At 56.5% G+C, this 20096-nt stretch carries 12 protein-coding genes and 3 pseudogenes; 13 read left to right on the top strand and 2 right to left on the bottom strand.

Translation table 11 applies throughout. The features are described from left to right. The first annotated feature begins 68 nt into the window (after positions 1–68). From GC087_RS24680 to GC087_RS24625, 12 genes and pseudogenes are all read left to right on the top strand, one after another. On the top strand, positions 69–1949 hold the full coding sequence (locus GC087_RS24680; RefSeq protein WP_324030763.1) for a beta-glucoside-specific PTS transporter subunit IIABC: 1881 nt from the start codon (positions 69–71) through the stop codon (positions 1947–1949). Further along, positions 1946–3370 carry a glycoside hydrolase family 1 protein gene (locus GC087_RS24675; RefSeq protein WP_324030762.1) on the top strand — a complete coding sequence of 475 codons (1425 nt, stop codon included), beginning with the start codon at positions 1946–1948 and terminating at the stop codon, positions 3368–3370. The genes GC087_RS24680 and GC087_RS24675 overlap by 4 nt, the downstream gene beginning before the upstream one ends. Further along, complete coding sequence (licT, locus tag GC087_RS24670; RefSeq protein ID WP_324030761.1) at positions 3367–4206, top strand: BglG family transcription antiterminator LicT; 840 nt, start codon at positions 3367–3369, stop codon at positions 4204–4206. Before GC087_RS24675 ends, licT begins: the two co-directional genes overlap by 4 nt. A gap of 75 nt (positions 4207–4281) precedes the next feature. After that, positions 4282–4449 (top strand): hypothetical protein, encoded by a 168-nt coding sequence (locus GC087_RS24665; protein ID WP_324030760.1) that lies wholly within the window; start codon positions 4282–4284, stop codon positions 4447–4449. Positions 4450–4515: 66 nt separating this feature from the next. Continuing rightward, positions 4516–5420: pseudogene (locus GC087_RS24660) on the top strand (IS5 family transposase). Positions 5421–5644: 224 nt separating this feature from the next. Then, positions 5645–6559, top strand: a complete 915-nt coding sequence (locus GC087_RS24655; RefSeq protein WP_324030759.1) for a metal ABC transporter substrate-binding protein — start codon at positions 5645–5647, stop codon at positions 6557–6559. Beyond that, positions 6546–7379, top strand: coding sequence for a metal ABC transporter ATP-binding protein (locus GC087_RS24650; protein WP_324030758.1), 834 nt, complete (start codon positions 6546–6548; stop codon positions 7377–7379). Before GC087_RS24655 ends, GC087_RS24650 begins: the two co-directional genes overlap by 14 nt. Further along, on the top strand, positions 7373–8248 hold the full coding sequence (locus tag GC087_RS24645; protein WP_324030757.1) for a metal ABC transporter permease: 876 nt from the start codon (positions 7373–7375) through the stop codon (positions 8246–8248). The genes GC087_RS24650 and GC087_RS24645 overlap by 7 nt, the downstream gene beginning before the upstream one ends. Further along, positions 8245–9132 (top strand): metal ABC transporter permease, encoded by an 888-nt coding sequence (locus GC087_RS24640; RefSeq protein ID WP_324030756.1) that lies wholly within the window; start codon positions 8245–8247, stop codon positions 9130–9132. The genes GC087_RS24645 and GC087_RS24640 overlap by 4 nt, the downstream gene beginning before the upstream one ends. A 239-nt stretch (positions 9133–9371) precedes the next feature. Continuing rightward, complete coding sequence (locus tag GC087_RS24635) at positions 9372–9506, top strand: hypothetical protein (protein ID WP_275273048.1); 135 nt, start codon at positions 9372–9374, stop codon at positions 9504–9506. Between the two features lie 332 nt (positions 9507–9838). Beyond that, a pseudogene (locus GC087_RS24630) lies at positions 9839–10213 on the top strand (hypothetical protein); the annotation flags it as partial. A 96-nt stretch (positions 10214–10309) separates the two neighbouring features. Beyond that, a pseudogene (locus tag GC087_RS24625) lies at positions 10310–10750 on the top strand (Tn3 family transposase); the annotation flags it as partial. 90 nt (positions 10751–10840) lie between these two features. On the opposite strand, the gene GC087_RS24620 reads toward GC087_RS24625, so the two are convergent. After that, entirely contained in the window at positions 10841–11425 is a 585-nt protein-coding gene (locus GC087_RS24620; RefSeq protein ID WP_210523165.1) for a hypothetical protein, read from the bottom strand. Positions 11426–11852: 427 nt separating this feature from the next. Continuing rightward, positions 11853–12290, bottom strand: coding sequence for a YuaE family lipoprotein (locus GC087_RS24615; RefSeq protein WP_210523163.1), 438 nt, complete (start codon positions 12288–12290; stop codon positions 11853–11855). Positions 12291–12860: 570 nt separating this feature from the next. Here GC087_RS24615 and GC087_RS24610 point away from each other — a divergent pair. After that, a complete protein-coding gene (locus tag GC087_RS24610; RefSeq protein ID WP_324030755.1) occupies positions 12861–20084 on the top strand; it encodes an Ig-like domain-containing protein in 7224 nt (2407 codons plus the stop codon). The last annotated feature ends 12 nt before the right edge of the window (positions 20085–20096 follow it).

Here is a 20096-nt window from a genome sequence, read left to right as displayed (position 1 = left end):
GAAATGCTCTCCCGCCAAGGGGGGCGTCTCTGTTTTGGTTTTTTTTTGCCCCAACACCAAGGAACACTATGAACTATAACGAAACAGCAGACAAAATCCTCCACGAGGTGGGCGGTGCGGAGAATATCCGCATGCTTACCCATTGCGCGACCCGGCTGCGCATGGAATTCAACGACCGCACAAAGGTAAACGATGCGCAGATTGGCACCCTTCCCGGCGTAATCAGCGTGGTAGATAAGGGCGGCCAGTTCCAGATTGTGATCGGCAACGAGGTGCAGCAGGTTTACCGCCAGCTCAATAAGACGCTGCCGGAGAAAAAAGGGCCGGCAGGCGGCGATAAAAATGCGAAGCCGGCCAGCATCGTCGCACGGATTATCAGCGTCATTTCTACCACCTTTACCCCGGTGATCCCGGCAATTACCGGAGCGGGGATGATTAAAGCGCTGTTGGCTATTCTCAAGCTCACGGGGGTGACTAGCGAAACCAGCTCGACGTATCAGCTGCTGAATATTATTGCCGACGCCGCCTTCTTCTTCCTGCCGATGCTGCTGGCCTACGGAGCGTCGCTTAAGTTTGAATGTAATCCAATTCTGGCGATGACCCTCGCGGGCGTGCTGCTGCATCCGGGAATCGGTCAGATGCTGACGACCAGTAAAGCGGTTGATTTTGCTGGCATCAACGTCCTGCTGTCTGATTACGCCGGTTCGGTTCTGCCGATTATTCTGACCGTGTGGCTTATGTCGTGGGTGGAGCGCTTTGCCGAAAAAGTCTCGCCGTCGATTATCAAATTCTTCGTTAAGCCGATGCTGATCCTGCTGATTACCGCGCCGCTGGCGCTGGTTGTGGTCGGCCCGGCGGGTATTTTGCTAAACGATCTGGTCGCCGCCGGGGCGGGCGCTATTGACCGCCATGCCAGCTGGTTGATCCCGCTGCTGATGGGCACCCTGCAGCCCTTCCTGATCATTACCGGTACCGCCTGGGCAATGACACCGATCGCCACCGGCCAGCTGAGTAAAAGCGGTTACGAGATGATTAACGGTCCTGGGATGCTGGCGTCCAACGTGGCGATGGGGGCGGCGACGCTCTGCGTGGCGCTGAAAACCAAAAATAGTAACTTGCGCCAGCTTGCCTCTTCATCGGGCTTTACCGCGCTGCTGGGGATCACCGAACCGGCGCTGTACGGGGTGCTGCTCAAGTTCCGCCGCGTACTGATTGCCGCGATGATCGGCGGCGGCTGCGCCGGGGTTTACGCCGGGGTGAGCGGGCTGGTGCGCTACGCGTTTGTCTCGCCAGGACTCGCGGCGCTGCCGGCGTTTATAGGCGAAAACCCAATGAACATCGTCCATGCGCTGGTGACCTGCGCGATCTCCATCGTGGTGACCTTTACCCTGACCTGGTTTATCGCTTTTAAAGATGTTCCTGAGGAACAAGAAGAAGTGGGCGAGGCGCAGCAGCCTGCGGTGAGCCCGAAAAGCGAGGGGGAGACGGAAGTATTCAGCCCGCTGCGCGGCCAGGTGGTTGCGCTCAGCGAAGTGAACGATGACGTTTTTTCCGCCGGCCTGCTGGGCGAGGGGCTGGCGATTCGTCCTGAAGAGGGTGTACTGCGAGCGCCGTTTAGCGGCACGGTGATAATGTTCCTGCCCTCCTGCCACGCCATTGGCCTAAAGAGCGACAGTGGTCTTGAGCTACTGATCCATATCGGTATCGATACCGTTAATCTTAACGGCCAGCACTTTAGCTCTAAGCTGAAGGTGGGTGATAGGGTGAAAGCCGGACAGGCACTGATCCGCTTTGATATTTCCGCCATCGAACAGACCGGGTATGACCTGATTACTCCTGTTATTGTGGTCAACGGTGACGAGCAGCACTCGCTGCGCCTGACCGCCGCCGCGCAGGTAGATTACGGCGAGCAACTAATGGTGCAATCCGCTAAGGAGGTGCAGGCATGATTTATCAAAAGAAAGCGCAGTTCCCGGACGGTTTTCTGTGGGGCGCGTCCACCTCGGCCTATCAAGTCGAGGGCGCGTGGAATGAAGAGGGTAAAGGCCCTTCGGTGGTCGATATGCTCAGCCATCCGCCGGGAACGGCGGACTTCCGCATCGCCAGCGACCACTATCATCGGGTGGAGGAAGACGTCGCGCTGATGGCACAGATGGGGCTAAAGGCTTACCGCTTTTCGGTGGCCTGGTCGCGGGTGATACCTGACGGCGACGGCGCGGCGAATCCGGCCGGGCTGGCGTTTTATCACCGCCTGATCAGCGCCCTGACGCGCCATGGCATTACTCCCATCGTCACGCTGTACCACTTCGACCTGCCATGGGCGCTGGAGCGAAAAGGCGGCTGGCTGAATCGCAAAACCGGGGAGGCGTTCATGCGCTATGCCCGGTTGCTGTTCAGCGAGTTTGCCGATAAAGTTCCGCTCTGGCTGACCATTAACGAACAGAACACCATGATTCTGCATCCCGGCGCGATTGGCGTGCCAGCGGATCGCGAACTGCCGGACAAGAAAGCGCTATACCAGCAGAACCACCATATGATGCTGGCCCAGGCGCAGATTTTCGCCTTATGCCACCGGGAGTTCCCCGGGGCGCGCATCGGCCCGGCGATAAACACCACGTCGATGTACGCCGAAAGCTGTAAACCGGAGGACGCCATCGCCGCGCATAACTGGGAGACGCTGCGCTGCTGGAGCTTTTTGGATGTGGCGGTACATGGCCGCTACAACGCCCTGGCGTGGGCGTATTTACAGGACCGCGGCCTTGCGCCGGAAATGCAGCCAGAAGATGCGTTGATTTTGCAGCAGGGACGGCCGGATTTTATCGCCATTAACTATTATTCTACCGCCACCATTGCCGCCAGCCTAGGCGACGGCGCAGACGTTGCGCCCCGCGCCGGGGACCAGCAAATTATGCTGGGCGAAGAGGGGGTTTATCGCCCTGCGGAAAACCCGTGGGTTAGCAAAACCCCCTACGGCTGGGTGGTTGATCCGGTGGGGCTGCGCCTGACGCTGCGTAAAGTGTGCGAACGCTACGGCCTGCCGATTCTGATTAGCGAAAACGGCATGGGCGCGCCGGACAAGCTGGAGTATGACGGGACGGTAAATGACGACTATCGCATCGCTTTCTTAAAGGCGCATATCGAGCAAATGCGTCTGGCGATAGCCGACGGCGTCGAGCTGATGGGCTACTGCCCGTGGGCGGCGATTGACGTGGTCAGCACCCATCAGGGATACGCCAAGCGCTACGGTTTTATTTATGTCGATCGCGGCGAGGAGGACCTGAGGAGCCTGCAAAGGATCCGCAAACGCAGTTTCTGGTGGTATAAGGATGTCATCGCGCAAAACGGCAACCACGACGAGTCGCAGAGATGATTGTTCATAAGGTGCTCAACAATAGCCTGGTGCTCTCTACGGATGATGATAGCAGGGAGGTTATCGTCATGGGGAAAGGTATTGGCTTCAACAGCAGACCCGGGGATGAGATCGCCCCGGAAAAGATAGAAAAGCTGTTTGTGACCCAGACGCTCGGCACGCGCAGAGTCTATCTTGAGGCACTCTCCGCAATCCCGGACGAGGTCATAGAAATGGCCGCAATGATTATTTCCCGCGCCAATATGCAGCTTTCCAGCAAGGTCCGCGAACAGATATTCTTTACTCTCGCCGACCATCTGACCTTCGCCATCGAACGCAGCCGCAAAGGGATAGCCATTCAAAACCGCCTGTTACCTGAAGTCAGACGTTTTTACCCCCAACAGTTCAATGTCGCAAGTGAAGCGGTGAAGATTATTCGCCAGAAGTATGATATTGCGCTGCCGGAGGAGGAAGCCGGTAATATTGCGTTTCATCTAGTTAACGGGCAGAGCGACGGCGATGATTTTGCACAGACCATGCAATATGTAAAAATGATGAAGGATATCTTCAATCTTGTGCAATACCACTTTAAGCAAGAAGTTGACACCCATTCTATTAACTATTCTCGCTTTCTGATCCATATGCAGTTCTTCCTTCAGCGCTTACAGGAGCGGAAGCTGGACAGTACGCGCGATGGCTTTCTGCTGGTACAGGTGATCAAAGAGTATCCGGAAGCATACCGCTGTGCGCTACTGATTCGTGATTATGTGAAATCTCAACTTGAGGTCACCCTTGGCGGTAACGAACTATTATGGCTTACAGTTCACCTGGAAAGGATCACCGGACCTGATGCGTAAATTATCGCATGTGAAGGCTGGGAGCATCCTGAAAAGGCATCGTGGTGGATGCCTTTTTTTTAACCATGGGACTATTTGAGTGATTTAAAACTCATGCCAGAGGGAAATTCGGGGGGGCGTAACTGGTATTTGCTGAAGGGCAAAAGAGCCGATTATGTCGGAATTGGCATCAATATAGCAGCAGATAATCTGAGGCTGGAACATGCTGCTGCAGGACTGTCAGGGTTTAAAGGGCTTTGTTGAATAAATCAAACTTTTAGTGAGCTAGGGGATCAGATCCCCCTATCCCCTGACAATTCAGGCAGCCCCATGGCAAAGCAAAAGTTCATAATCACCAATTGGCCCACCTATAACAAAGCCCTTATCAACCGCGGCTCCCTCAAATTCTGGCTGGACGATGAGGCGATTAAGGCCTGGTATGAGTCAGCAACGCCTTCATCCCGGAGAAGGCCTCAGCGCTATTCTGACCTTGCCATCACTACCTTCCTGATGATTAAACGCTTATCCCGCCTGACCCTGCGGGGCGCACAGGGCTTTATTGATTCCATTTTTCCCTTATGGGGATTCCTTTGCGATGCGCGGATTACACCTGTGTCAGCAAGCGGTCGAAGTCGGTCAGTGTCAGTTTCAAAATGTCCACCCGGGGTGAAATCGCGCATCTGGTGATTGATTCCACCGGGCTGAAAGTTTTTGGGGAAGGCGAATGGAAAGTTAAAAATCACGGCAAAGCGCGCCGTCATATCTGGAGAAAGCTGCATATTGCGGTTGATGGTAAAACCCACGAAATCATCTGTGTGGGCCTGTCCCGGAACAATGTAACGGACTCAGAAGCCCTCCCGGGCCTTATCAGGCAGACTCACAGAAAAATCAGGGCAGCAGCAGCCGACGGAGCTTACGATACCCGCCTGTGTCACGATGAACTGGGGCGTAAGAATATCCGCGCGCTCATCCCACCCCGAAAAGGAGCGGGCTACTGGCCCGGTGAATACGCGGACCGGAACCGTACCGTTGCGAATCAGCGCCTGAGCGGAAGTAATGCCCGATGGAAATGGACAACAGATTACAACCGTCGCTCGATAGCGGAAACGGCGATGTACCGGGTAAAGCAGCTGTTCGGCGGTTCACTGACGCTGCGGGATTATGATGGTCAGGTGGCAGAGGCGCTGGCCATGGTTCGAGCACTGAACCGTATGACAAAGGCAGGAATGCAATAAAGCGTATGCATTGCCTGAAAGTCTGCCCTGCTACAAAGGCACTAGGCCCGAATCTGATTTATTCAACAAAGCCACATTACTCGTCACCCCGCAGAACAGAGGTCGCATCAGAGCATTCATCAGGAATAAATTGAATGACTATTATTCTCATTTAAATTAGCAAGTGCTATAACATATAGCACTTGCTAATTTTGTTTTCTTTTTAAACAGTCGAGGAAATGTAAATGCTCAATAAAACTAGACGTTTTATAATTGCCTCTGCGGCCGTGGTCATGTCCCTACTGATAGCCATCCCAGCTGGGGCACGGGATGCAAAACCTAAAAGGATTCTGACAACATTCACTATTCTGCAGGATATTGCACAGAACGTTGCGGGGGATAAAGCTATTGTGGAGTCCATCACCAAACCAGGAGCGGAAATACATGACTATCAGCCTACGCCGCTGGACATTGTGAAAGCGCAGTCAGCCGATCTGGTTCTGCGTAACGGTTTCGGTCTGGAGCGCTGGTTCGATAAATTTTTCCAGGGTGTTCACAACGTACCGAGTGTCGTCGTTTCGACGGGCATCGAACCGATGATTATCAAGGATGGACCATATTCAGGCTCACCAAATCCGCACTCCTGGATGTCACCCGCAAATGCGGTGATATACGTTGAGAACATCCGGAAAGCGCTGAATAAGGTTGACCCGGAGAATGCTGCTGCCTATGACCACAACGCGTCAGAGTACACGAAAAAGCTTGAAGCCCTGAACGCGCCAATTTCCGTCATGCTCGCAAAAATTCCGGCAAATGAGCGCACGCTGGTTTCCTGCGAAGGTGCATTTTCCTACCTGACACGCAACTATCACCTTAATGAGCTGTACCTGTGGGGCGTCAACGCTGATGAAGAAGGCTCGCCACAGCAGGTACGCCGCGTCATCGATCAGGTACGCAAAAACCATGTGCCTGCCGTGTTCTGTGAAAGTACAGTTAACGATAAAGCCATGAAGCAGGTGGCTTCTGAAACAGGCGCGAAATTTGGCGGAACGCTGTTCGTTGACAGCCTGACCACTGATGAAGGGCCGGCTCCCACCTACATCAAGCTCCTTGACTACAACGCTAAAACCATTCTGAAGGCATTCAATGTTGGCAAATAATTATACCGATCGTCATTCTCTCTCTCCGGCTGTCAGCATAGCGGATCTGAGTGTTTCTTACCGGGGTGGCAATATCGGCCTTTCAAATGTTAGCTTTGAACTCAGCAAGCCCACGATCTGTGGGCTAATCGGTATGAACGGGGCCGGAAAATCGACGCTGTTCAAGGCGATTATGGGGTTCGTTTCACCAACATCCGGTAAAGTTGAGGTCTGCCATCGCCCCGTCAGATGGGCGCAGAAGCAGAACATTATCGCGTATGTCCCACAGACCGAAGAAGTGGACTGGACTTTTCCTGTGTCAGTGCATGATGTCGTGATGATGGGGCGTCAGGGGCGTATGGGCATCTTACGTATCCCTACTGAAAGGGATAAGGTAATCGTTTCGGAAAGCCTGAAGCGTGTTGGCATGGAAGCCTTTGCTGACCGTCAGATCGGTGAGCTGTCCGGCGGCCAGCGCAAACGTGTATTTTTGGCACGTGCGCTGGCACAGCAGAGCAAGATTATGCTGCTTGATGAGCCGTTCACCGGGGTTGATGTGAGGACCGAACACGCTATTATTGATATTCTTCGCGAGCTGAGGGATGAGGGACATATCATTATTGTCTCAACTCATAATCTGGCAAGCGTGCCAGGCTACTGTAATGAGGTGATGATGATTAACGTCACCCTGATTGCCTCCGGCCCGGTGAGTGACGTTTATACTCCGGATAACCTTGGCAAAACCTTTGGCGGTGCGATCAATCAGCTTCCGGTCGGCCTGGCGCATTCCGGGGTTGAGGATGGCAGACCATCCGGCAGAGAAGGTGTTTCATCATGCTGAACGACTCTCTCCTGTCTCTGCTTGCACAACCTTTCAGCTACATATTTATGATAAAAGCGATGTTTGGTGGCGCAGCGGTTGGCGCACTGTGCGGCCTTTTATCCTGCTTTGTGACGCTAAAGGGATGGTCGCTGCTGGGTGATGCGCTTTCGCATTCTGTTGTGCCGGGTGTGGCGGTTGCTGCGCTGGCAGGCGGCCCTTTTGCCCTCGGCGCGTTCGTGGCTGGCCTGTTGGCGGTGCTGGGGATAGGGCTGATAGAGCGGAATACCGTGCTGAAGAATGATGCCGTAATTGGCGTCGTCTTTACCGCTTTTTTTGCGGCAGGGTTATTTATTATTTCTGTATTCCCCTCCAACATCCGCATCCAGACTATTCTCTTCGGTAATCTGCTGGGTATCTCGACGGCTGATCTGGTACAGGTGGCAATAATCGGTGTCATTTGTATCATCACGTTTGCGGTGAAATGGAAAGACCTGCTGATTTACTGTTTTGACCCGAGTCATGCGCGGGCCATCGGTCTTAACGTCAGCGCGCTGCACCTGCTGCTGCTGATACTGCTGTCTCTGGCTGCAGTTGCGGCGCTGCAGGCGGTGGGTGCCTTACTGGTGGTGGCCATGCTGATAACACCCGGAGCAACCGCGCAGCTTCTGACGCAGAAGTTCTCCCGGATGCTATTCATTGCGCCTCTGCTTGCCGCACTGGCGTGTACCGGGGGGGCCTTTGCCAGTTATTTCCTGGACGGTTCAACCGGAGGAGCCATCGTTGTGCTGCAGACCGCGATGTTTATTCTGGCTCTACTCTTCGCGCCTGCAAAGGGCATCCTGCCAACCCGCCACCGTAAGGCGCTCAACAGGGAGGCTGGCCAATGAGTTTCGAAGTAATACTGGAATCGCTGCTCCAGCCGCTGCGGTACGATTTTATGCTGAAGGCGATGGCTATCGGCGTCTTCGTCTGTTCAGTGTGTGCGGTACTCTCCTGCTTTATTGTGCTGAAAGGCTGGGCACTGATTGGCGATGCCATATCTCACGCTATTCTCCCCGGGGTTATCTTCGCCTATATCATAGGGGTGCCGATGGCCCTGGGTGCGATCGTAAGCGGCGTGACCTGCGTAATGATTGCAGGTGCAGCGCGAAATCTGACCACGGTCAAACCGGATGCCCTTCTGGGGATTTGCTTTACGGGATTTCTTGGCGTGGGGATGATTCTACTGGTGGCAACACCGGGTAATATGCATTTCATGCATATTCTGTTCGGGAATCTGCTGGGAATTGAAACCAGCGTTCTCATTCAGACTGTCATTATCGGAACGCTGACGCTTCTGGCGGTGCTGATTATGCGTAAAGACCTGATCCTCTTCTGTTTCGATCCCTGTCAGGCCAGCGTCATCGGACGTTCGCCGGCCCGGCTTGAACTTATTTTACTGGTGATGGTTGCGGCCACGGCCGTGACTGCGCTGCAGGTGACCGGCATCGTGCTCGTTGTTGCCATGCTGATAGCCCCTGGATGCATCGGATTCTTACTCACCCGGCGTTTTTACCCTATGCTCCTGGTTTCAGTATTATCAGCCGTTATCGCGACAGTCGTGGGGACGTTCGCCAGCTTCTGGCTGAACGGTGAAACGGGAGCAACTATTGTGCTGGTGCAGGCTGCCCTGTTCCTGCTTGCATTCCTGTTAGCGCCGCGAAATGGACTACTGCGGCGCATTAATCTCAGCCTTGGAGGCGATGATAAGGGAAGTAGAAAACCTAAATGAGTCACGCGCGGCCCGCTTTCACAATTTCTGACGAAAGGAGAAAAGCCGGATGGCGAGTTTATTGTCCGACTCACGCCACTGTGGATATTCTGGGGTAAGAACTGAGGCCATTAAATCTCAATTTAAACAACAAATTATTTTCTTAACGTGTTTTTTTACATCATTGACCGTCAGACCCCGAGAATGACCTAACCATGGTGGGGCTGTGCAGGCGTTTCGGGCACAGCGGAAGAGAGGTAATGCGCATCCTGAGTGATTTTCAGCCCGTGACGCCGTCACTCGCAGAAAAACAGGGGCTGGCATTTTATTCCTCCGGGTTCTGGCTGGTCCGGCAGGCCATATGGGAGCACGTTACCATGCAACATGGTGAGTAAAAAATGCCCAGTCGCCCGGACTAAGTTTGATGATTCAGGCACCACGCGGGTGGCCCGATGAGGTACTACCGCATTTATCTTACCCGCTGCGCCAATACCTGATGCTGATAACTTGGGTTATTTTGTGAACAGATGTTAATCATCTTCACCTTTCCCCGCCATGCGTGGGACATTCAGTCCGCGCCGGCGGCGCATGCGGTACGCGCGTCCGTCCGTGGCTGCTTTTCGCCCGACTGCTGTGGCGATACGGCGCAGGTGAGACCGTGCAACCACCGACAGAGGAGCAAATCATGCCGAGCTGATGTGCAAACAGGCTGCGTGTGACCGGCCTAATGGAGAACGTAAATAAGTTGCGAGTGCTGACGGCGAGGGCGGTTCGCCCGTTATACGCGTGGGAGAAAGCAGATGGTATCCAGCCGTTTCTGGCAGGCTGCGCCGGGCTGTTGCGTCCGGTAACGGACAACACGTATGCGCCTGCTATTGCCGACACGGCTGGACGTGGAAATCAACGGCTTCAATGGTGGTCTGCTGGATGGCGTACCGGGCAGTTATGAATTTTACATTGCCCGGTACGGCGTGAAGTGGCCGGAGGGCTGCCAGCTGGAGGTGGGTGACAGCTCCCCTGACTTCCTAGAAGTAGATTTTGACACATCTCACATGTGCGACCGCGTGTTTGCGACGCTCCGTCAGCGACTGTTGAGCACTGGTAGGCCGTGAGCAGCTGCAATTTCTGCGTGTACGACACGATCAACAACGGCGAACAGACAGCCTGAGCAACTCACTGGAGCGGATCCCTGCTTCCCCCATCGGCGCTGGTGCAGGCGATCATAGAGTAAGGTCTGGTCAACTTGACGCTGTACCTTCTGCATTATATTGATGATAAGGATTATTGCCGACGGATCCTGACGTAGCTGAACTGGGAAGAAGGGCGACATGCCGTCGCCAGGGCTATCTGATGGGAAGCGTGGGTAAGAAAACGTTACCGTAAGAGGTGAAAGCTTGGTACGCTGGGCTTGGTGACGAATGCGGTAGTGCCCTGGAACACGCTTTACATGCACGAAGCTATTTCACATCTCAGGATGATGGGGGAACCGCCAGATGATGAACATATTGCCCTCCTGTCACCGCTGATGCACGGGCAGATCAATATGCTGGAGCATTATACGTTTACGCTGCCGGAGGATATTCTGAAGGGAGAGTTAAAACTATTAAATCTCATTTTAAACAGTAAATTATCTACTTAATGTGGTTTTTTACACGATTGACCGGCAGACCCCTCTACTGACCCTTTGTCGCTAATTTGACAGACCTCCGGCAGGCATCTGGCATCCTACTCAGCACACCCAGTCGAGCAAATTTCTGTACCTTGCCACCATCCTTCTCTGCCTGCGCCACTCCTGCCAAAGAATATCTTCTGCTCCCAGTCTGCTGCCATAAGGCCGTGTGCAGGCTGAAATCCTGAAAATCACTCGGATACGCCGTGAAATCAAAAGCGCTTTTATCCCGAGAAATGTCGCCCTGCACTGTCTCTCAAAAAAGTAGTGCGAGTCATCAGTATCAGTACTTTCATCGTATGCATCGCTGATGATCCTGACGGCCTGTGAATGTGCAAGAAAAAGGTCAAACTGCTTTTGCACTATTTTGAGCGGAAAAGCGTATGAAATTTCTCTCATTCTGTTGATTTCTGGAACAGGGAAGTCAGTTCTTGCCCTGCGGGTGCCATCCGGAAGCGGTTCCCCCCAGTCCCCTGATACTCTCACACATTTTTCTGCGAAAACCTCAAGTAAAACAATAACCTCAAGGGCATGAAGCCGGATTGTTTTTTTTCTGACACTGAGATGCAGGTTATAGCCGTATAACAACAGTGCTGTCAGAATCGCTACGACAGGAAGTGTGATAAAGATAAAGTTATAACTCAAGGTGTGCTGTCCTGTGGACTCATGTATCACTCAAAGCAAACGGGGCTCCTTCTGAGAAGGAGCTGTGCATTCAATAAGTTGAGCGTATGTTTTACAGTAGATGCTCCGTCAGCGAAGTCTTTCAGAGGCTTTTGCGTTCTGATCATGGCAGCGAGCGCTGACGATGGCGAAACTCAACACGTTACTTCTGTTTGCAGCATATAAGTTCAGCGTTATTCATTATATTCAGCCACACTGCAGCGTTCTTCATGGTACTTTCCGGCCGTTTTCTGTCCCTGAAAAGTCTACCGCGGGGCGGCTCAGTATCCCTCTGGGGTGCAGGCAGGAACTGTATATTGCTTGCCCGGAAGGGATAAAACTGACGGAGCAACCACCGGTCGTCAGCGTCCGGCCATGCCCAGACGCTGAAATATTACACGCTTTTTCGTCAGTTATGTTTCCCCTGCACCATGTCGCCAATTTTCCGCTTTACGAGCTGAAACCCCGTAAAATTTACGCTGGCACACAGGCTGTCAAGCTGCATGTTAAGCGCTTCTGCAAGCATTCGGGCGGCATCCTTGTCCATAATGTTTTTGTTTTTATTCAAAAAGACAAAGTTGCTGTTTATCCTGTCGTACTGCTGAGTGTAAATACTGTATTTCTGACTTCCTGACTGTTTAAGAAAATTAAACTGATCGATGCAGATGTTACCGGAAGCAGGAATGGCGTTACCGTATGTCAGTGAGGTTTTGTCATTTATATAATTACTGACCTGTGCATTATGGTTTTTACTGCCGGCGCTAGTTGCTATGCCATTTCCTGTTGCACAGCCACTGATTATAAGAACCGAAAAAGATAAAATAGCCGTAGCTGCATTCTTTTTCATAAAACTCCCTTTACAGTTAATATTTCTTAAATGATTAGACTGATGCCCGGGGATAATTAAAAGACAAAATAACGTTGAGGTAAAGCAGAAAATAAAAAAAGCCACTTACATGAAGTGGGTACTGGGCACGTGAACTGCAGGTTTCTAAGTGTAAATTATTGTTTTTATAGGTTTCTACTGTGTTTCTCTTGATCTTCATCAAAGAAATAATTTCAATTATAAATCGGTTGAGGCGATCATTAAGCCATACTTGATAGTCAAAAGCTATCATAATTTCTGGATCGATCGGTTTAAATGAATTTACTCGTGGGTTTTTAATGTTTATTTTCAAATAAGAAAACGTTTTACTTTAATTAATTTCTCTTTTACCCCTCTTACCCATTTTGCCGCTGATTCCTCTCCGTTGATGCGGCATTCTTTTTGAAGGTCTCAGGAATGTTTTGCTCAGGGATGAGAAAGTCCGTTTCGTCTGCTCTTATATTTATCCAGCTTTTTCTTATTATTTTTCCATCCGTCACCGGTGTGGCACGCGCAGCGGAAATACATTCTTTTCAGGAAATGAAGACGACAATGTCGGCTATTTCAGACCTGACGAAAGCCGGATCTGGTAATTCAGGAGCGGCAGTAAGGGACGAAGACAAATCAGCTGATACTTCTTCAGTAAATATTCATTCCTACAGCCCGGGATATATCCCGGGCCCTCCCGTAGCCGGGGGGGCGGCTCTGATTTCATCTCCGCTTCCCTCCTTAGGCATACCGGATAAAACGGCCAGTGACGGCAGCGCCGCCCGCCGTGCGGATGACGGTTTCTGGAAACAGGACGGCGGCGAAATACAGAGTTCGCCCTACAGCGGACAGATGTCGCAGGCAGCCGGCGTGCTGTCCTCCGTCAGAAACAGCGAGGAGGCGGTGAACTACGCGCGAAGCATCGGTCAGGGCCTTTTAAACCAGAAAATCAACGGCTGGATCAGCCAGTATGGTACCGGCAACGTGTCGCTGGGCAGCGACGGACGCATCAGCGGTGACGTGCTGCTTCCGCTGTATGATTCACCGGATAACGTTCTTTTTTCGCAACTGGGCACGCGTAAAACCACCAACCGCAACATCGTGAACGTGGGAGCCGGGTGGCGGCACTATCTCAACCGGTGGATGCTGGGCCTCAACAGCTTCTGGGATTACGACCTTACCGGCCATAACACACGGCTCGGGGTGGGGGGCGAAGCCTGGACTGATTATCTTAAACTCGCGGCGAACGGTTATTTTGGATTAACCCGCTGGCATCAGTCGGTTCTGGACGCGATGACTGACTACGACGAAAGGCCGGCAACCGGCTTTGACCTGCGTACAGAAGCCTTTCTGCCTTCCTACCCGCAGCTCGGCGTGACATTCAAATACGAAAAATATTTCGGAAAAGGGGTCGACCTGGCCGGGAGCGCCTCAGCCGACGCGCTGCGTAACAGTCCGTCAGCATTCTCCTACGGACTGAGCTGGACGCCGGTCCCCCTCGTGACGTTAAGCGCGACCCGGAGCAGCGGCGACGATGCGGACACCCGGCTGGGCGTTTCGTTTACCTACCGGCCGGGGGTTCCCCTCAGCCATCAGACCGACCCGGACTACGTGGATCTGTCCCGCAGCCTGGCTGGAAACCGTTACGATCTGGTTGACCGCAACTATGACATCGTCATGCAGTACCGTAAGCAGACGCTGCTGAGTATTTTTCTGCCGCCGCAGGTTAACGGGCACGCGCGGGATACGCTGACGCTGGCTGCCGTTGTCAGCCGGTCAAAATACGGCCTCAGGGACATTGACTGGACGGTTTCCCCGTCTTTCCTTGCGGACGGGGGGACGCTGCAGAGACTTTCATCGCGGGAAGTGCGGATGACGTTGCCGGCCTATCAGTGGGCCCGGGCGGCGACCGGACCGCAGACCTACACGCTGAGCGCGGTGGCGACTGATTCAAAAGGCAACAAGTCAGACACCGCCACTACCGTTATTTCGGTTTCGCCGTCCGGCAACGTTGTTAAAACCCTGACCATCACACCCGACAGGCAGATCGCGGACGGAAAAGCACGCTCCCTGGTGACGGCACGGCTTGTGGCCTCGCAGAGGCAGGTCAGTTCCCTGTCTGAAAAGGACGGAGTTAAGGGTATGCGGGTTACGTTCAGTGGTCAGCGTGTGTCTGAAGGCCCCGGGGAAGCGCGGAGCGGCAAGCTGACGTTCATGCGTAAAGACGGAAGCGGGCGGACGGAGGGCCCACTCAGCATTGACGCCGATGCGCAGGGGCGGGCCGCGGTGATGGTGAGTGCCTCAGTGTCAGGGAACTATCGCATCAGGGCGCTGATGGACAACGGAAACTACAGTGATTCCACAATGACGTTCGTGGCGGACGCGTCGACGGCGAAGGTGGCCGCGCTGACGGTGACGTCGGACGGCGCGAAGGCGGACGGCAGGGCGGCGGACGGGCTGACCGTGTCGGTGACGGACGGTAACGGCAACCCGCTGGCCGGGCAGAAGGTGTCGCTGGCGGCGACCGGCGGCGCGGCGGTGGCGGAGAGCGTGACCACCGGGGCGGACGGCACGGCGGCGGTGGCGGTGACCAGCACGAAGGCGGGCGCGAGCACGGTGACGGCGACGCTGGGTGAGAGCAGCCGGCAGGCGAGCGTGAGCTTCGTGGCGGACGCGGCGACGGCGAAGGTGAGCGCGGTGGTGCTGAACGGCACGGCGGTGAGCAAGGTGGCCAACGGCGAGAGCAGCTTCACCTACACCGTGACGGTGACGGACGGTAACGGCAACCCGGTCTCCGGCGCCACCGTGACGCCGGCGGCGGACAGGGCCGGCGTGACGGTGAAGGCGGGCGGCGTGACCGGCCCGGCCGGGCAGGCCACGGTGACGCTGACCAGCAGCACCCTGGCGGTGGCGGACATCACCGTGAGCGCGAAGGTGGGCAGCACGGCGGCCGTGCGCGCTGACAGGGCGGTGAGCTTCGTGGCGGACGCGTCGACGGCGAGGGTGAGCGCGGTGGTGCTGAACGGCACGGCGGTGAGCAAGGTGGCCAACGGCGAGAGCAGCTTCACCTACACCGTGACGGTGACGGACGGTAACGGCAACCCGGTCTCCGGCGCCACCGTGACGCCGGCGGCGGACAGGGCCGGCGTGACGGTGAAGGCGGGCGGCGTGACCGGCCCGGCCGGGCAGGCCACGGTGACGCTGACCAGCAGCACCCTGGCGGTGGCGGACATCACCGTGAGCGCGAAGGTGGGCAGCACGGCGGCCGTGCGCGCTGACAGGGCGGTGAGCTTCGTGGCGGACGCGTCGACGGCGAGGGTGAGCGCGGTGGTGCTGAACGGCACGGCGGTGAGCAAGGTGGCCAACGGCGAGAGCAGCTTCACCTACACCGTGACGGTGACGGACGGTAACGGCAACCCGGTCTCCGGCGCCACCGTGACGCCGGCGGCGGACAGGGCCGGCGTGACGGTGAAGGCGGGCGGCGTGACCGGCCCGGCCGGGCAGGCCACGGTGACGCTGACCAGCAGCACCCTGGCGGTGGCGGACATCACCGTGAGCGCGAAGTTGGGCAGCACGGCGGCCGTGAGCGCTGACAGGGCGGTGAGCTTCGTGGCGGACGCGGCGACGGCGAAGGTGAGCGCGGTGGTGCTGAACGGCACGGCGGTGAGCAAGGTGGCCGACGGTGAGAGCGCCTTCACCTACACCGTGACGGTGAAGGACGGCAACGGCAACCCGGTCACCGGCGTCACCGTGAAGCCGGCGGCGGATAAGGCCGGTGTGACGGTGAAAGCGGCCGGGGCGACAGACGCTGCCGGTCAGGCCACGGTAACGCTGACCAGCAGCACCCTGGCGGTGGCGGACATCACCGTGAGCGCGAAGTTGGGCAGCACGGCGGCCGTGAGCGCTGACAGGGCGGTGAGCTTCGTGGCGGACGCGGCGACGGCGAAGGTGAGCGCGGTGGTGCTGAACGGCACGGCGGTGAGCAAGGTGGCCGACGGTGAGAGCGCCTTCACCTACACCGTGACGGTGAAGGACGGCAACGGCAACCCGGTCACCGGCGTCACCGTGAAGCCGGCGGCGGATAAGGCCGGTGTGACGGTGAAAGCGGCCGGGGCGACAGACGCTGCCGGTCAGGCCACGGTAACGCTGACCAGCAGCACCCTGGCGGTGGCGGACATCACCGTGAGCGCGAAGGTGGGCAGCACGGCGGCCGTGAGCGCTGACAGGGCGGTGAGCTTCGTGGCGGACGCGGCGACGGCGAAGGTGAGCGCGGTGGTGCTGAACGGCACGGCGGTGAGCAAGGTGGCCGACGGTGAGAGCGCCTTCACCTACACCGTGACGGTGAAGGACGGCAACGGCAACCCGGTCACCGGCGTCACCGTGAAGCCGGCGGCGGATAAGGCCGGTGTGACGGTGAAAGCGGCCGGGGCGACAGACGCTGCCGGTCAGGCCACGGTAACGCTGACCAGCAGCACCCTGGCGGTGGCGGACATCACCGTGAGCGCGAAGGTGGGCAGCACGGCGGCCGTGAGCGCTGACAGGGCGGTGAGCTTCGTGGCGGACGCGGCGACGGCGAAGGTGAGCGCGGTGGTGCTGAACGGCACGGCGGTGAGCAAGGTGGCCGACGGTGAGAGCGCCTTCACCTACACCGTGACGGTGAAGGACGGCAACGGCAACCCGGTCACCGGCGTCACCGTGAAGCCGGCGGCGGATAAGGCCGGTGTGACGGTGAAAGCGGCCGGGGCGACAGACGCTGCCGGTCAGGCCACGGTAACGCTGACCAGCAGCACCCTGGCGGTGGCGGACATCACCGTGAGCGCGAAGGTGGGCAGCACGGCGGCCGTGAGCGCTGACAGGGCGGTGAGCTTCGTGGCGGACGCGGCGACGGCGAAGGTGAGCGCGGTGGTGCTGAACGGCACGGCGGTGAGCAAGGTGGCCGACGGTGAGAGCGCCTTCACCTACACCGTGACGGTGAAGGACGGCAACGGCAACCCGGTCACCGGCGTCACCGTGAAGCCGGCGGCGGATAAGGCCGGTGTGACGGTGAAAGCGGCCGGGGCGACAGACGCTGCCGGTCAGGCCACGGTAACGCTGACCAGCAGCACCCTGGCGGTGGCGGACATCACCGTGAGCGCGAAGTTGGGCAGCACGGCGGCCGTGAGCGCTGACAGGGCGGTGAGCTTCGTGGCGGACGCGGCGACGGCGAAGGTGAGCGCGGTGGTGCTGAACGGCACGGCGGTGAGCAAGGTGGCCGACGGTGAGAGCGCCTTCACCTACACCGTGACGGTGAAGGACGGCAACGGCAACCCGGTCACCGGCGTCACCGTGAAGCCGGCGGCGGATAAGGCCGGTGTGACGGTGAAAGCGGCCGGGGCGACAGACGCTGCCGGTCAGGCCACGGTGACGCTGACCAGCAGCACCCTGGCGGTGGCGGACATCACCGTGAGCGCGAAGTTGGGCAGCACGGCGGCCGTGAGCGCTGACAGGGCGGTGAGCTTCGTGGCGGACGCGGCGACGGCGAAGGTGAGCGCGGTGGTGCTGAACGGCACGGCGGTGAGCAAGGTGGCCGACGGTGAGAGCGCCTTCACCTACACCGTGACGGTGAAGGACGGCAACGGCAACCCGGTCACCGGCGTCACCGTGAAGCCGGCGGCGGATAAGGCCGGTGTGACGGTGAAAGCGGCCGGGGCGACAGACGCTGCCGGTCAGGCCACGGTAACGCTGACCAGCAGCACCCTGGCGGTGGCGGACATCACCGTGAGCGCGAAGGTGGGCAGCACGGCGGCCGTGAGCGCTGACAGGGCGGTGAGCTTCGTGGCGGACGCGGCGACGGCGAAGGTGAGCGCGGTGGTGCTGAACGGCACGGCGGTGAGCAAGGTGGCCGACGGTGAGAGCGCCTTCACCTACACCGTGACGGTGACGGACGGTAACGGCAACCCGGTCTCCGGCGCCACCGTGACGCCGGCGGCGGACAGGGCCGGCGTGACGGTGAAGGCGGGCGGCGTGACCGGCCCGGCCGGGCAGGCCACGGTGACGCTGACCAGCAGCACCCTGGCGGTGGCGGACATCACCGTGAGCGCGAAGGTGGGCAGCACGGCGGCCGTGCGCGCTGACAGGGCGGTGAGCTTCGTGGCGGACGCGGCGACGGCGAAGGTGAGCGCGGTGGTGCTGAACGGCACGGCGGTGAGCAAGGTGGCCAACGGCGAGAGCAGCTTCACCTACACCGTGACGGTGACGGACGGTAACGGCAACCCGGTCTCCGGCGCCACCGTGACGCCGGCGGCGGACAGGGCCGGCGTGACGGTGAAGGCGGGCGGCGTGACCGGCCCGGCCGGGCAGGCCACGGTGACGCTGACCAGCAGCACCCTGGCGGTGGCGGACATCACCGTGAGCGCGAAGGTGGGCGGCACGGCGGCCGTGCGCGCTGACAGGGCGGTGAGCTTCGTGGCGGACGCGGCGACGGCGAAGGTGAGCGCGGTGGTGCTGAACGGCACGGCGGTGAGCAAGGTGGCCAACGGCGAGAGCAGCTTCACCTACACCGTGACGGTGACGGACGGTAACGGCAACCCGGTCTCCGGCGCCACCGTGACGCCGGCGGCGGACAGGGCCGGCGTGACGGTGAAGGCGGGCGGCGTGACCGGCCCGGCCGGGCAGGCCACGGTGACGCTGACCAGCAGCACCCTGGCGGTGGCGGACATCACCGTGAGCGCGAAGGTGGGCAGCACGGCGGCCGTGCGCGCTGACAGGGCGGTGAGCTTCGTGGCGGGAGATCCAGATAAAAATACTTCAACCTTGGTGATTGATAAGACTAGAATAATTGCTAACGGTCAGGATTATGCACTTCTTACAATGACGGTTTTTGACGCAGGAAATAACCCCATTTCAGGCTTGGAAAAAGATATCAATTTCACAGTAAAAGATAAGTCAGGAGCGATAGTAAAAAGCGGAATAAGTATAGGTGAAGTGGTTGCTGATCCTAAAGAACCAGGTAAGTATGAAGCAACGATTAGAGGGAGTTCACCCGGGGAATACAGTAGTATATCGTCCCAAATTAAAAAAGATGAATTTATTACCTTGAAAAAAAGTTTGGTGTTGTATAAATATAATTTTTCTTTGAATGTTAAAGAAAAATCGATAGTTGAGGGTGGGACTTTTAAGTTAATAGTTGAAGCAACTGCATCTGATACTTATGATGTTGAAATTGTAAGTGATGGTATGTCATGGTCAAGTACTCAAAGCGGTATAGCCAGTGTTGATGGCAGCGGGTTAGTTACAGGAATTAAAGGCGGCAATGCTTTGATAAAAGTTAGCGGAAGTTTCAAAGGTTTTACTTATAACGAAAACGCAAACATTTCCGTCAAACCCCCTTATTATTCACCGACTTATGGAGAGATTAACGCAGGGGATAATAAAGCATCATTTATCATATCCCCTCCTGATTACACCGTTGATATGCGTTGTGGCTGGCTAGTAGACAATATGGCCGGTATAGGTGGAGATGGTGGGAGTACTTTAAAATTAGATAATGCACAAAACATAAAGCAAATAGAGATAATCACAGGCTATGCAAATGTTTACGGAAGCAATGTCATAGGTCAGTTAAAATTCATTTATAAGAATGGAAATACAAAAGTATGTGGAAGTGATCCAGGAGGGAATATACCAGAAGATAAACAAAAAAAAGCATCATTTGATATACCTGCGGGTTATAGTTTAGTTGGTTTCGATGTTACTGGCCGCAAACTCCTAAGCACTGTAAAATTTAGTACTGTTTATACAGGAGAATAGATACTGATGTTG

Source organism: Pantoea sp. JZ2, assembly GCF_035191405.1.
GTDB lineage: Bacteria > Pseudomonadota > Gammaproteobacteria > Enterobacterales > Enterobacteriaceae > Pantoea > Pantoea stewartii.
This window is presented reverse-complemented; position numbering and strand designations above follow the sequence as displayed.

Bases quoted from the DNA above. Each gene is read 5' to 3' on its own strand.
- GC087_RS24610 (WP_324030755.1), top strand. From the start codon at position 12,861: ATGTCGGCTATTTCAGACCTGACGAAAGCCGGATCTGGTAATTCAGGA.
- GC087_RS24680 (WP_324030763.1), top strand. From the start codon at position 69: ATGAACTATAACGAAACAGCAGACAAAATCCTCCACGAGGTGGGCGGT.
- GC087_RS24650 (WP_324030758.1), top strand. From the start codon at position 6,546: ATGTTGGCAAATAATTATACCGATCGTCATTCTCTCTCTCCGGCTGTC.
- GC087_RS24615 (WP_210523163.1), bottom strand. From the start codon at position 12,290: ATGAAAAAGAATGCAGCTACGGCTATTTTATCTTTTTCGGTTCTTATA.
- licT (WP_324030761.1), top strand. From the start codon at position 3,367: ATGATTGTTCATAAGGTGCTCAACAATAGCCTGGTGCTCTCTACGGAT.
- GC087_RS24645 (WP_324030757.1), top strand. From the start codon at position 7,373: ATGCTGAACGACTCTCTCCTGTCTCTGCTTGCACAACCTTTCAGCTAC.
- GC087_RS24675 (WP_324030762.1), top strand. From the start codon at position 1,946: ATGATTTATCAAAAGAAAGCGCAGTTCCCGGACGGTTTTCTGTGGGGC.
- GC087_RS24640 (WP_324030756.1), top strand. From the start codon at position 8,245: ATGAGTTTCGAAGTAATACTGGAATCGCTGCTCCAGCCGCTGCGGTAC.
- GC087_RS24635 (WP_275273048.1), top strand. From the start codon at position 9,372: ATGCGCATCCTGAGTGATTTTCAGCCCGTGACGCCGTCACTCGCAGAA.
- GC087_RS24655 (WP_324030759.1), top strand. From the start codon at position 5,645: ATGCTCAATAAAACTAGACGTTTTATAATTGCCTCTGCGGCCGTGGTC.